The 13,071-nt window shown below is 67.9% G+C and carries 10 protein-coding genes; 1 reads left to right on the top strand and 9 read right to left on the bottom strand.

Translation table 11 applies throughout. The features are described from left to right. Positions 1-415 precede the first annotated feature (415 nt). The 6 genes from BUQ68_RS17100 to pyrF all read right to left on the bottom strand — a co-directional run bounded on the left by BUQ68_RS17100 (position 416) and on the right by pyrF (position 9,875). Positions 416-1,654, bottom strand: a complete 1,239-nt coding sequence (locus BUQ68_RS17100) for an MFS transporter (protein ID WP_075217214.1) — start codon at positions 1,652-1,654, stop codon at positions 416-418. Positions 1,655-1,876: 222 nt separating this feature from the next. Further along, positions 1,877-2,893, bottom strand: a complete 1,017-nt coding sequence (locus tag BUQ68_RS17095) for a putative bifunctional lysylphosphatidylglycerol flippase/synthetase (protein ID WP_075217213.1) — start codon at positions 2,891-2,893, stop codon at positions 1,877-1,879. Positions 2,894-3,113: 220 nt separating this feature from the next. Then, entirely contained in the window at positions 3,114-5,549 is a 2,436-nt protein-coding gene (locus tag BUQ68_RS17090) for a mechanosensitive ion channel domain-containing protein (RefSeq protein ID WP_075217212.1), read from the bottom strand. Positions 5,550-5,641: 92 nt separating this feature from the next. Next, positions 5,642-6,874 carry a methyl-accepting chemotaxis protein gene (locus BUQ68_RS17085; protein WP_175577835.1) on the bottom strand — a complete coding sequence of 411 codons (1,233 nt, stop codon included), beginning with the start codon at positions 6,872-6,874 and terminating at the stop codon, positions 5,642-5,644. Positions 6,875-7,160: 286 nt separating this feature from the next. Then, complete coding sequence (locus BUQ68_RS17080; protein WP_075217210.1) at positions 7,161-8,972, bottom strand: ABC-F family ATP-binding cassette domain-containing protein; 1,812 nt, start codon at positions 8,970-8,972, stop codon at positions 7,161-7,163. Positions 8,973-9,023: 51 nt separating this feature from the next. Then, positions 9,024-9,875, bottom strand: a complete 852-nt coding sequence (gene pyrF / locus BUQ68_RS17075) for an orotidine-5'-phosphate decarboxylase (protein WP_075217209.1) — start codon at positions 9,873-9,875, stop codon at positions 9,024-9,026. Positions 9,876-10,135: 260 nt separating this feature from the next. On the opposite strand from pyrF, the gene purU reads away from it, so the two are divergent. Next, the gene (gene purU, locus BUQ68_RS17070; protein ID WP_075217208.1) at positions 10,136-10,993 is read left to right on the top strand and encodes a formyltetrahydrofolate deformylase; all 858 of its coding nucleotides are present in this window, start codon (positions 10,136-10,138) and stop codon (positions 10,991-10,993) included. A gap of 147 nt (positions 10,994-11,140) precedes the next feature. On the opposite strand, the gene BUQ68_RS17065 is transcribed toward purU, so the two are convergent. The 3 genes from BUQ68_RS17065 to BUQ68_RS17060 all read right to left on the bottom strand — a co-directional run bounded on the left by BUQ68_RS17065 (position 11,141) and on the right by BUQ68_RS17060 (position 13,071). Further along, entirely contained in the window at positions 11,141-11,548 is a 408-nt protein-coding gene (locus tag BUQ68_RS17065) for a type II toxin-antitoxin system VapC family toxin (RefSeq protein ID WP_075217207.1), read from the bottom strand. 1 nt (position 11,549) lies between these two features. Further along, positions 11,550-11,864, bottom strand: coding sequence for a hypothetical protein (locus BUQ68_RS23360; RefSeq protein ID WP_139315262.1), 315 nt, complete (start codon positions 11,862-11,864; stop codon positions 11,550-11,552). A gap of 61 nt (positions 11,865-11,925) precedes the next feature. Continuing rightward, positions 11,926-13,071 (bottom strand): iron-containing alcohol dehydrogenase, encoded by a 1,146-nt coding sequence (locus BUQ68_RS17060; RefSeq protein ID WP_075217206.1) that lies wholly within the window; start codon positions 13,069-13,071, stop codon positions 11,926-11,928.

Genomic DNA, 13,071 nt, shown 5'->3' with positions numbered 1-13,071 from the left:
CGAAAGGCGCCCTCACGAGACAACCCCGACCGAGCATCAGCCTGTCCCGACCGGACCGGCCCACAACGATGCCCGGCCCAAACGTCTTCTCCACGACGACCAGACCCAAACACCAAAGCCCCGCGCGAGACCCCTCGCCGGGGCTTTCGTGCGTTCTGGGGACAGGCGAAAGCGGCGGCGCAGGGAAAGCGCGCCGGCAGGGTGGGCGGTGGCTGCGGCGTGAGACGATGGGATCGGTTGAAGCTGCGCGCGCGCCCCAACCGCATGCGCTGTGAAATGCGTGGGTGGTCCGCCGGCGCGGACCATGACGATGAAGGCGGGGAGGGCAGGTCGGGGAGGGCGGTAGCGCGACGGCAATGCGGTTTGGGACTGGACGCGGACCGACGAAAGGACGCCAGGCTGACGCCCCGCCCCCTCACGTTCCGTCGAGGCGTTCGGCACGGCGGAGTTGCGGGAACCACTTGGCCCAGAGGCCGGCTACCACGATGGTGCCGACGCCGCCGAACACCACGGCAGGGACGATGCCGATGACGGCGGCCGAGACGCCGGCGCGGAACTCGCCGAGCTCGTTGGAGGCGCCGACGAACACCATGTTGACCGCGTTCACCCGCCCGCGCACCGCATCCGGGGTGGCGAGCTGGATCAGGGTCTCGCGCACGTAGACGGAGATCATGTCGCTGGCGCCCATCAGGGCGAGGGCGACGATGCTGATCCAGGGCGTCACGGAAAGGCCGAACACCACCGTCGTCAGTCCGAAGCCGGCGACACCGGCGAACATCCAGAGGCCGGCGGCGCTGCGGATCGGCTTGATGGCGAGCAGCCCGGCGACTGCCAATGCGCCGACCCCGGGGGCCGCCCGCATCAGCCCCAAGCCCCACGGGCCGACGTCCAGGATGTCGCGCGCATAGGCGGGCATCAGGGCGAGCGCGCCGCCGAGGAGGACGGCGAAGAGATCGAGCGATATGGCGCCGAGCACGATGCGGTTGGTGAACACATAGCGGAACCCGGCCGAGACCGCCTCCCATGACCTCTCTTCGGTGATGGCGTGGCGGGGCTGCTTGGGCACCAGCAGGATAAAGATGCCGGCGAGAATGAAGATCGCGATCGCGGTCGCATAGGCGGCGAATTCAGAGAGTCCGTAGAGAAGCCCGCCGGCGACGGGGCCGGTGATGGTGGCGATCTGCCAGGAGGAGGAATTCCACGCGACCGCGTTGGCGAGCGCCTGGGGCGGCACCAGGTTCGGCACCAGCGCCTGCATGGCGGGGCCGAAGAAGGCGCGCGCGACGCCGATCGCCATCAGGGCCAGGTAGATGGGCCAGACCACCGTCAGCCCCACGTGGCTCACCCAATAGAGGATGCCGGTGCAGATGGCTTCCGCCCCGATGCAAAGCGCCATAATCTTCCGGCGGCTGTAGCGGTCGGCCACGGTTCCGGTGAAGAGCACCAGGGCAAGCGCCGGCAGGAACTGCACGAGGCCGACGATGCCGAGCGCGAGGGGGTCGCGCGTCATGTCGTAGACCTTCCAGCCAACCGCCACAGAGACGATCTGGACGCCGAAGGTGCCGAGAACCCGGCAGATCCAGTAGTAGACGAAGGGCCGGTAGGCGAAGGCGTTGACAGACGGCGGCGGCACGGCTGGAGCGGTGGCGGACATGGGTTGCCGTGTCTTCAGGAAGCGGAGGGAGAGCGGTCACCCGGAGGGCGGGTCCGGCAGGGTGCCGTGCATCGGTGATGAACCGACGGGGAAAATCCAAGTAGCACGAGGGGTGGGCTCGGGGAAGGCTTGCAAGGTCGCGGCTTCGCCTGGTGCCCGCCCTCCGCCTTCGTCATGAACGGTGCGGAGACTGTTGCGCGGGCACGCCCGCGCGCCTGCCGATCACGACGTCGGATCGTCGTCGCAGAGTCTCAGCCGGTCGATCCGGCGCTGACGCAGCTCGATCAGCCCGAGGAGCGCGAGGGCGAACACCAGCGGCACCACGAAATAGATCAACCGGAACAGAATCAGCGCCGCGGCCACGTCCGGGCGTTCGGCGATGCCGAGGCCGGTGACGAGAGCCGCCTCGAACACGCCGATGCCGCCCGGCGTGTTGGCGGCAATGCCGGCGACGAGCCCGACCGAGTAGGCGACGATGTAGCGGGCGAGATCCGGCGCGGCATCCGCCGGGAGGAGAATCCAGAGCGCGGAGGCGGCGGCCACCAGGTCGACGGCACCGACGAGGACCATGAAAAGGGCCATCGCGGTGTTGGGCAAGCGAATGGTCCAGCCGCCGAGCCGGATCGCCCGTCGCTTGGCGCCCACCCAGACCACGAAGCCCACGATGGCGAGAACAAGCAGAACGCCGATGCCGCGGTCCACCAGATGGTGGCCGAACACCGGCACGTCCCGTCCGGCCTCGAACGTGAGGCTGAGGCCGAGCACCGCCACGATGCCGGACCACATGGTCAGCCAGCTCATGACGATCAGCCGACCGACCACGGAGAAGCTCGCGCCCACCATGGAATAGATCCGGTAGCGGGCCGAGCCGCCGGACAGCAGCGGCAGGCCGAGGACATTGGCGAAGATGTTGGCGATCAGGCTGCCGGCCGCCGCGCGCCGCAGGGTGAACGCCGGTTTGCGGCTGATCACCAGGACGCCGACGACGTCGTAGCAGGCCAGCGAGGCGAGACCGATGGCGGTAAAGAGGAAGCTCGCCAGAATGCGCCAGGGCGACATGGTGAGGATGGCCCGCTCCACATCCGCGTAGGACATGGAGGTCACCATCTGCCACAGCACGAAAGACGCCGAGACGATCAGCCCGACGGCGACGACGGGGCCGGCCCAGCGAATCAGGCGACGCACCGAACCGGTCGCGGCGGACCGTTCGTCCGGCTTCTCGTCGACAGGCTGCAGCACGACCTCGATACCCTCCTTGGCGCCGTCACGGATGAGGGCGATCGGTTGCGACCGCTCCTGGAGTCATGCCGGCGTGTGGCCTTTTCGACGGTGTAGGCCTTTCACCCGGCAACGATATGACGCTTGTTTGACCGGACACCGTCGTGTGGCCCAGGCAGCCGGGTCCGGCGAGCAGAAACCCCGAGATTCCTATGTCGTCAAGTGACGAATGGGGTCAAGGTCAACGGTTGAGCCCCTCGTCGCCGTCCACATCCTCCATCTCGCGCCGCTCCGGGCTGTCCGGAACGTCCACGGTGTCGCGCGGTGTGCGCTTGCGCCGCGGTTGGCGTTCGGCGCGGCCGGCGAGTTTCTCCCGGGCGAGGGTCTGCTCGTCGTCCGCGGCCACGCGCAGGTCCGGCTCGCGCCCGTCCTTCGGATGGCCGAACCAGACGGTCTGCTGGGGGAACGGGATCTCCACGCCGTTCTCGTCGAAGACCTCCTTGACGAATTCGGTGTAGGCGCGCCCGACCGCCCACTGCTGGCCCGGTACGGTCTTGATCCGCCCGCGGATGACGACGGCGTTATCGGTCAGCTGGATGACGCCGTTCATCTCCAGAGGCTCGAGGATATGCGCGCCGTTCGGGGTGCCCATCAGGCGCTCGAAGGCGATGCCCATGAAGCGCTTCACCTCGGGGATGTTCTCCTTGTAGGCGACCGAGACGTCGGCGACATGGAAGGCGAATCCCCGCATGGCGTTGGACACGCTGTCCACCGACGAGAAGGGGATCACGTGGTAGACGCCGTTCACGTCGCGCAGGCCGACGGAGCGGATGGTGAGCCGCTCCACCACGCCGGAGATGTTGAACACCGTCACCACGTCGCCTTCGTTCATCGCGTTCTCGAACTGGATGAAGGCGCCCGTGATGATGTCCTGCACCAGCTTCTGCGAGCCGAAGCCGACCGCAAGGCCGAGCACACCGGCACCGGCGATGAGCGGGGCGATGTCGACGCCGAGTTCCGACAGCACCAGCATGGTCGTGATGACGACGAGGAGAATGGAAAAGGCGTTCCGGAACAGGGAGAAGAGCGTCCGCGCCCGTGCGGTTGAGACCCGGCCGGACGCCGGGTTGAGGCGGTATTCGATCCAGGACGTGGCGGCGATCCAGATCAGCATGGCGACGATCACGATGATGAGCGCGGTCACCACGCGGCCGACCAGGGCGCGCCCGGACTCGGTCTCCATCCAGGCGGCGGCGTCGATCAGCTCCCAGGCCTGGAGCACCGCGGCCGTGACGACGATGAACATCAGAATGCGCAGCACGCCGAGGAAGCTCGGGATCAGCAGATTCAGCCGGTTCTCCAGCAGCGGTAAGGCGCGCTTGATGTCCGCCGGCATTCGGATGCCGCCGGTGATGGCGCGCGACATCAGGCTCATCAGGCCGCCGCCGAGGATGATGATGACAAGCGTCTGGACCGTGGCGGTCGCCATGTAGCTGACCGCGTCGAACGGTCGGCTGACCCAGACCGCGAATGCGACGAGAACGTAGGCGATCACGGCGACGTGCCAGGCGCGCGCCGCCATGGCGAGGGAGGCCGAGAGGGCGCCGCCCCGGATCAGCATCGCGGCCTCGATCAGGCCGTCGCGCACCTTCGTCCGGTTGCGGAGGACGAGCACCATGGTGGTGACGAGCGCGGTGAGCACGATGGCGAGGCGAACGCCGATGCCGATGGCGAAGGCGATCGTGGAGTTGACGATCGGCACCACGAGCATCACGCCGTAGCCGAGGAAGCCGATTAGGCGGGCGATCCACCAGTTCCAGTAGCGGGCTGTCTGATCGGAAATGGGAAAGACGCGCAGCGCCGGCCGACGGGGCTGAAACACCGCACGGACGACCACCTTGGTGACCTCGATCAGCGCGAAGGCGTTGAGGAAGAGGCTTTCGATGAGATCGATGCGCGTGCCGGCGGTGTTGGCCACCAGGTAGGTGCCCGCCGCCACCCAAGCGAGGCCGACGATGATCAGGTCGAGGGCGGTCGCCATCGTCAGGAAGGCGACCTTCCGCACCGGCTGCGGGCGCTCGGCGCTGAGGGCGGCAAGACGGTTCAGCGGCCACTGGGCGAGCCAGCGCAGGGAGTAGAGCGTGAAGAAGGCGACGAGCACGAGACCGAGAAGCGGCACCACCTCGGCGCTGACCCGGTTCCAGTCAACCTCCATGCTGCCGTTGAAGAGGCGCATGAGGTTGGCGAGGCCGCGCCAGATCTTGGTCACGAAATCGGAGATCTCGCGGGCGAGCGTCTGGGTGTACTCGCCGAGTTCGCGGGCAAGCGTGTCGTCGGTGATGTCGAGAACCGGCTGGGCGCCTTCGGCGGTCGGTGCGGCCTCGCCAGCCGGCACGCCGGGTGCGGGCGGCGTATCTGCGGCGGCCGGGGGCGGTTCGGCGGCAAGCCGGCGCAGATCCTCTACCAGGCGGGCGCGGGCGGCGTCGTCGTCGAGCACCCGGATGAGCGCCTCGGCCGCCTCCTTGGCCGAAAGGGCCTCGGCGGCCGGTTCGGCGGGCGACGGGGCAGCCGGATTGAGGGCGGACGGCAATCCCGGGACGGTTTGCGCCGCCGCCCCGCCCGAAAGGGCGAAAACGGCGACCAGGACCATGGCAAGGCGGATCACGATATGCGTCACGTGGCGGGAGCCTCAGATCTCGTCGAACGTCGCGGGACATTCAACGCCCAACTTGGGCACGATCAAGGCTCCCGGGGAAGGCGATCGGCCGATCAGCTCTCGATGCGCAGATTGCGAACCAGATCGCTCAGCTTCTGCATCACTTCGCTGGAGGTCTTGTCCATCGACACATAGTGGTCGATGGCCTTGCCCATGTTGCCGGTGGACAGCTCCTGCACCATGCGGGCCGCATCGTTGGCCATGCTCTCCGTCATCGGACCGATGGCGCGGAAGGCCGGATCGTTGCGCACGGCCGTGTCGGTGACCTGCTCGAAGGCTTCGCCGAGCGGCTTGTTCTTCAAGCCGAAGCTGCGGCCGTCGATCGGCTTGAGGCCGACAAGGCCTTCGGCGAGGCGACGCTTCCAGGCCATGTGGTCGGCGCGCATCCGCCGCTCGTTCATGCCGGAGATGCCGAGGTTGCGGGCGTCGTCCAGCTTATGAGCGAGAATGCCCTCGGCCTTCTCGATGTAGTTGACCGAGCTGGCGGTGTCCGTCTCGTTCTGGCCGGCGAGGCGGGCGATCTCGGTGAGGCTCTTGGCGATCGATTCGGTGGCGTTGTGCTGGTCGGACAGCATGGTGGCGATCGAGCCGATGGAGCCGTTCACCTCACCCACGCAGCCGCGGATGCTTTCCATGTCGTTGACCACGGCCTCGAAGGTGGCCGCGCCGTCGCGCACCTTGGCGCCGCCTTCGGCCATGGCGTAGAGCATCGACTGCATGACGTCGGCAAGCGTGCTGAGCTGGCCGCGGATGAGCTCCGTGGTCTTGGAGGTCTCCTCGGAGAGCGCCTTCACTTCCGCCGCCACGACCGCGAAACCGCGCCCGGCCTCGCCGGCGCGCGCCGCCTCGATGGTGGCGTTTAGCGCCAGGAGCTTGGTCTGGCTGGAGATGTTCTCGATTTCCTTGGCGAAGCCGCCAATGGATTCCGTGGCGCTGCCGAGCATCTGCATGCGCTCGTCGAGACCGGAGAAGGCAGCGGAGATCTCCGACATCGCGCGTCCGGCGGACTGGGCGCGGGCGGCACCGACGCCGACCAGTTCACGGGCATCGGACGACCGGCGCTGGGCGCCCTCGCTGAGTTCGGCGATGTTCTGGATCGTGCGCGCCATTTCCTCCACGGCGCCGGAAATCGCGACCGTCTCGCCGGACAGCTTGCGAACGTTGCCGTTCGACCAGGCCATCAGGCACATGAGCTCGCTCATGTTGACCGAGAGTTCGACCGTCTGCCCGAAGTCCACCGAAAGCCGACGACGCAGTTGGCTGAGTTCCTGCCGGGCTTCTTCCATCTGCTTTTCGGACGCCGAGGCCAGCGCCCGCAACTCTTGAGTTCCCTCAGAAGACGAGCGCGCGGTCGTTTCTGACTTACGGTTGGATAGGCCGAACATGATCCCCCCAGGGTGGGTCCACCTCTTATCGGGGATAACTGAAACACGTACCTATTAAGAACAGATTTCAATCATCGAATGCTAAATCCGCCTGTTGCAGTGCAACATGGCAGCTACGTATGACTACGACATCTACCGAAGGTGTGAAAAGCACTGTACTGACGTGGCTGTCGGGGAGATCGTGTACCTATTCTCCGAATTCGTCCTTCAGAATCTCCAACCGCAGCCATTCGTCCTCCGCAGCCGCTATGGCTTTTTCGATCTCGGCGAGGGCAGCAGCCTTCTCCGAAAAGCTGGACGATCCTCCCTGATAGAGAGCCGGGTCGGCCAATGCAGCCTTCAGGTCTGCGGCTTGCCGGGTCAGCGCCTCGACCCGCTTCGGCAAGGTCTCCAGGGCGTGCTTGTCCTTGAAGGACATCTTGGCCTTGGTCTTCTGCGCGGGACGGCCCTCCGCATCCGCCGCCTTTCCCGACCGCACCGGAGCGTCGGCGCGCCGCGCCTCGACCCCGCGGCCGCGCTGGGCGATCATGTCCGAGTAGCCGCCCGCGTATTCGGTCCAGCGCCCGTCGCCCTCGGCCATCACCACGGACGCCACCACCCGGTCGATGAAGTCGCGGTCGTGGCTGACGACGATCACCGTGCCGGCATAGTCGCCGAGGAGATCCTCCAGGAGGTCGAGGGTTTCCAGGTCCAGGTCGTTGGTGGGCTCGTCGAGCACCAGGAGGTTCGACGGCCGCGCCAGCGCCCGGGCCAGCATCACCCGGCCCCGCTCGCCGCCGGAGAGCGCCGACAGGGGCGTGCGGGCCTGTTCCGGGGCGAACAGGAAATCCTTCATGTAGCCGATGACGTGCCGCTTCTCCTCGCCGATCACCACCCAGTCGCCCTTGCCGTCGGTGAGGGCGTCGGCAAGCGTGGTGTTCGGGTCGAGGCTGGCGCGGCGCTGGTCGAGTGTCTGCATCTCCAGCGAGACGCCGAGTTTGACCGACCCGCTGTCCGGCAGAAGATCGCCGGTGAGCATCCGCAGAAGCGTGGTCTTGCCGGCCCCGTTCGGGCCGAGAATGCCGATGCGGTCGCCGCGGCCGATGCGGATGGAGAAATCCTCCACGATCGCCCGGTCGCCGTAGCGTTTGGTCACGCCCTTGGCCTCGATGACGAGCTTGGACCCGGCATCCGCCTGGGCGGCCTCCATCTTCACCGCGCCGGTCGGACCCCGGTGCTCGCGCTTCTGGCGGCGCATCTCGGCGAGGAGGTCCACGCGCCGGACGTTGCGTTTGCGCCGGGCGGTGACGCCGTAGCGCATCCAGTGCTCCTCTTCCTTGATGCGCTGGTCGAGCTTTGCAAGTTCGCGCTCCTCTTCCGCCAGCACCTCGTCGCGCCAACCCTCGAAATGGGAGAACCCCCGGTCCAGGGTGCGCGTCACGCCGCGGTCGAGCCAGACCGTGGTGCGCGACAGGTTCTCCAGGAAGCGGCGGTCGTGGGAAATCAGCACGAGGGCGGAGCGGAGCGACTTCAACTCGCCTTCCAGCCACTCGATGACGGGCAGGTCCAGATGGTTTGTCGGCTCGTCGAGGAGCAGGATGTCCGGCTCCGGGGCGAGCACCCGGGCGAGCGCCGCCCGACGCGCCTCGCCGCCGGAGAGGCCGGCCGGCGTCTCCTCGCCGGTGAGGCCGAGTTCGTTGAGGAGATACTGCGCCCGGTAGTGCTCGTCGCCGGGGCCGAGGCCGGCCTCCACATAGGCGAGCGTGGTCGGATAGGCGGAAAGGTCCGGCTCCTGCGGCAGGTAGCGGATGGTCTTGCCGGGCTGGACGAAGCGCTCGCCGTCGTCCGCCTCCACCATGCCGGCGGCGATCTTCAGGAGCGTCGACTTGCCCGAGCCGTTGCGGCCGACGAGCGTGATCCGGTCGCCCTCGCTGACGACGAGGTCCGCCCCGGTAAGGAGGGGCGTCGCCCCGAAGGTCAGGCGGGTGTTCTTCAGGAAGAGGACGGGAGGCGATGCCATGGGTGGTCGGAACATCCGTGTCGATGAAAGGGGGCGTTGGCCGGAACGGGATCAGCCGCGAAGCGCGAAGGCCTCGTCGCGAAGCGCGTCCGCCATCTCGCGGATCCGCGCCTTGGCCGGGCCGGCATGTCCGATCTGGCGCGAGACGGTCGGGAGCGTCCGCTTGCAGGCGGTCGAGCCGAACCGCTGGCGCACGTCCTTCATGCTGGCGCCCTGCGCGCCGATGCCGGGCGCCAGGATGAGCGACGTGCCGAGCCGCTCCAGGACAGCGTCCGCGTCGTCGAGGGTCGCACCCACCACGGCGCCGACCGGGCCGAGTTTTTCTCCGCTCAAGTGGCTGGCGTTGTAGGCGGTGAGGTCGTCGGCGAGTGCGTCCGCCACCGTCCGGTCGTCCTCCTGGCGGGCGTTCTGCAGCAGGATGCCGTCCGGATTGGAGGAGCGCACCACGACGAAGAGGCCGGCTCCGGCGGCGATCGCCCGCGCCACCACGGGCCGCAGCGACCCGGACCCCATGTAGGCGCCGAGCGTGATGGCGTCCACCGGCAGGCCGGCGTCGTCACCGAGCCAGGCGGCGGCGTAGGCCTCCAGGGTGTGGCCGATGTCCATCCGCTTCACGTCGGCGAGCGCCAGGGCGTCGGCCGAGCGGATGTGGCGGACCACCTCCTCCAGGACCTTCAGGCCCTGCCAGCCGAACCGCTCGTAGAAGGCCACCTGCGGCTTGAACACGCCGATCCGGTCGCCGAGCGCCTCCACCATCTCCAGGCCGAACACCCTGACGCCCTCGGCCGTGTAGGGCAGGTCCCAGAGCTTGAGGGTCTCCGGGGCCGGGTCGATGCCGACGCAGAGCGGCGAGCGGGCGGCGGCGAGCTTGCCGAAGCGATCGGAAAACGGGGTGACGGGCATGGGCGGTCTCCGAGGCGCGGGACGGTGCGGTTGCGCTGGGGTCTTAGACGGTTCCGGCGGCGGCGTGAAGGTCGGGGCGCGACCGGCCCGGTTCCGGCGACGCGATGCCGATTGCGCCTGCCGGGATTCGAGACGGAGGTGCCTCGGCGTTTCGATCCTTGCGCCATGCTGCAATGCCGCGGAGATTTCGTCTATGACAAGGCGGACGACCCGCCAAGAGGCCGCCCCTTTCCTCCACCAGCCGAGAAAAGACGTCCCCCATGTCTTCCGATCCGCGCCTCATCCTCACCCTTTCGTGCGACGACAAGCCGGGCATCGTGGCCGGCGTCGCCTCCACGCTCGCCAACGTGGGCGGCAACATCGTGGAGAGCCACCAGTATGGCGACGCCGAGACCGGCCGCTTCTTCATGCGTGTGCTATTCCAGGCGCCCGACGGCGTCACTGCCGGCGACGTGAAGGGCGCGCTGTCCGCCGTCGCCAAACGGTTCGCGATGACCTGGGACGTGGTGGACGCCGCCGCGAAGGCGCGGCTGATCGTGATGGTGTCGAAGTTCGACCACTGCCTGCAGGATCTCCTCTACCGCGCGCGCCTCGGCGCGCTGCCGGTGGAGATCGTGGCGATCGTCTCCAACCACGAGACGAGCCGGGGAACCGCGGAGGCCAACGGCATCGCCTTCCACCACTGGCCGGTGACGCCGGAAACCAAGCGCGCCCAGGAGGAGCGTCTGTTCGCCCTCGTCGACGAGGTGCGCGCCGATCTGGTCGTGCTCGCCCGCTATATGCAGGTGCTCTCCGACGAGGCCTCGCAGCGCATCTCCGGCCGCGCCATCAACATCCACCATTCCTTCCTCCCCGCCTTCAAGGGCGCCGCTCCTTACAGCCAGGCCCACCGCCGCGGCGTGAAGCTGATCGGCGCCACCGCCCACTACGTGACCGGCGACCTCGACGAGGGCCCGATCATAGAGCAGGACGCCGAGCGCGTGACCCACGCCGACGGCGCCGAGGCGCTGATGATCAAGGGCCGCGACATCGAAGCCCGCGTGCTCGCCCGCGCCGTGAAGGCGCACGTGGAGCGACGGGTGTTCGTGAACGGGGTGAAGACGGTGGTGTTCGGGTGAGGGGGATCGCAGATCGGGGGCTATCTACCTGATCGACCCCGATGGCAAACAAAGCGATCCTAGTGAAGGGGGCGGACCACCGTGTCCGACCGGTGAGCCACAGACGGGGCACCGGGTATCCTCACGCGGCCGCGGATACCTCACCGATCAGATGAACGGGTTGAACACTTTTACCCCGCAGCGCTCGAAGTCGTCCACGTTTCGGGTCACCACGGTCAACTCGTGAACGAGGGCGGTTGCGGCGATGAGGGCATCGAGATCTGGAAGGCGGTCGGGGACCATGATCTCGGCCCAACGGACAGCGATCGGTTCCGTGACATCGTAGACGCGCGGGCCAAATCCTTGTCGAATGCTGCGGTACCAGCTCAGGAGTGAGGCATGCTGCGTGGGATCCCGGCGTCTCAGCCGCTCTACCCCGTGCAGCAGTTCGGCGAGAACGACAACGCTTGTCACGGTCAGTTCCGGGTCTGTGGCCAGCATCCAGCGGACGGCGCCTGGATTGCCGCGTGAACCGCGACGGACCTCCGAGAGAACGTTGGTGTCGATGAGGTACACCTCAAAGCTCGGAAGGGCGCATCGTCCACTTGCCGCGCGTTGTTTCGAAGACCTCGTCGTACTCCGGGCCGGACACGTCCGGCAGGTTGGACAGGAGTTCGCCCCAGGTCACGGGCTTGGCGGGTCCGCTGCCTGACTTCAATACCGCCGCTTCGATCCGTTCACCGGCAGCGGGGTCGTTGCGCAGACGCTCTGCCACGCGTTGGATGAGCGGTGCGCTGACGTTCGGCACGCGAACCTCCACACGCACCAGACCCTTTTCTGTTGTGCGGCGGCGGTGGGTGGCGAGGGCGCGGCGTTGGGCGGGGGTGGTCATGGGCGGCTCCGATCTCCCTGAGAAAATATCCGGAGAGATCGGGCCTTTCAAGAATGGCAGCTCACAGCGCCGATCGGAAGATCGCTTTGGCGGCAGCCTCGTCCAGCGGCACCGGGTTGCCGCCGGCGGTCGGGTCCACCACCGCCATGGCGGCGATCTCGTCGAGGCGGCTGTCGTCGACGCCGAGGCCTGCGAGGGTGTGCGGGATGCCGATCTGCTCGCGGAGCGCAAGGATCCAGGCCACGAAGGCGTCGAACGAGCGGTCGAGGCCGAGATAGGCGGCGGCGCGGGCGAGGCGTTCCTCGACGGCGGGGCGGTTGAAGTTCAGCACATAGGGCATGAACACCGCGTTGGTGAGCCCGTGGTGAGTGTCGTAGAGCGCTCCGACCGGATGGGAGAGGGCGTGGATGCCGCCGAGGCCCTTCTGGAAGGCCGTGGCGCCCATGGACGCGGCCGTCAGCATGGCGCCGCGGGCGTCGAGGTCGTCCGGGGTCGTGACGGCGCGGGCGAGGTTGTCCTTGACGAGGCGCATGCCTTCCAGCGCGATGCCGTCGGCCATGGGGTGGAAGCCCGGCGCGCAATAGGCCTCGATGCAGTGGGCGAGGGCGTCCATCCCGGTCCAGGCGGTGATCTTCGCCGGCAGGCCGACGGTGAGTTCCGGGTCCAGGATGGTGACCGAGGGCATCATCTTCGGGTGGAAGATCACCTTCTTGGTGTGGGTCGCCTCGTGGGTGATCACGCCCGCGCGACCGACCTCCGAGCCGGTGCCGGCGGTGGTGGAGACGCAGATGTTCGGGGCGATGCCGGCCGGGTCGGCGCGGGTCCACCAGTCGCCGATGTCCTCGAAGTCCCACATGGGCCGGGTCTGGCCGGCCATGAAGGCGATGACCTTGCCCACGTCGAGCGCCGAGCCGCCGCCGAAGCAGACGACGCCGTCGCACTTGCCGAGCCGCAGCCGGTCGATGCCGGCGTAGACGTTGCTCTCCACCGGGTTGCCCTTGACCTCGGAGAAGACCGTCACGGCAAGGCCTGCCTCCTTGAGGTCGGCGATGGCCGCCTGGGTCATCGGCAGATCGACAAGGCCGGGATCGGTGACGAACAGCGGCCGGGCGATGCCGGTCGCCTTGCAGGCGTCGGCGAGTTCCTTAATGCGGCCGGCTCCGAAGCGGACGGCATTGGGGTAGTTCCAGTTGGCGCGGATGGTCAT

Origin of the sequence: Mongoliimonas terrestris (genome assembly GCF_001927285.1) — a bacterium.
In the GTDB taxonomy this organism is placed as follows: Bacteria; Pseudomonadota; Alphaproteobacteria; order Rhizobiales; family Pleomorphomonadaceae; genus Chthonobacter; species Chthonobacter terrestris.
This window is presented reverse-complemented; position numbering and strand designations above follow the sequence as displayed.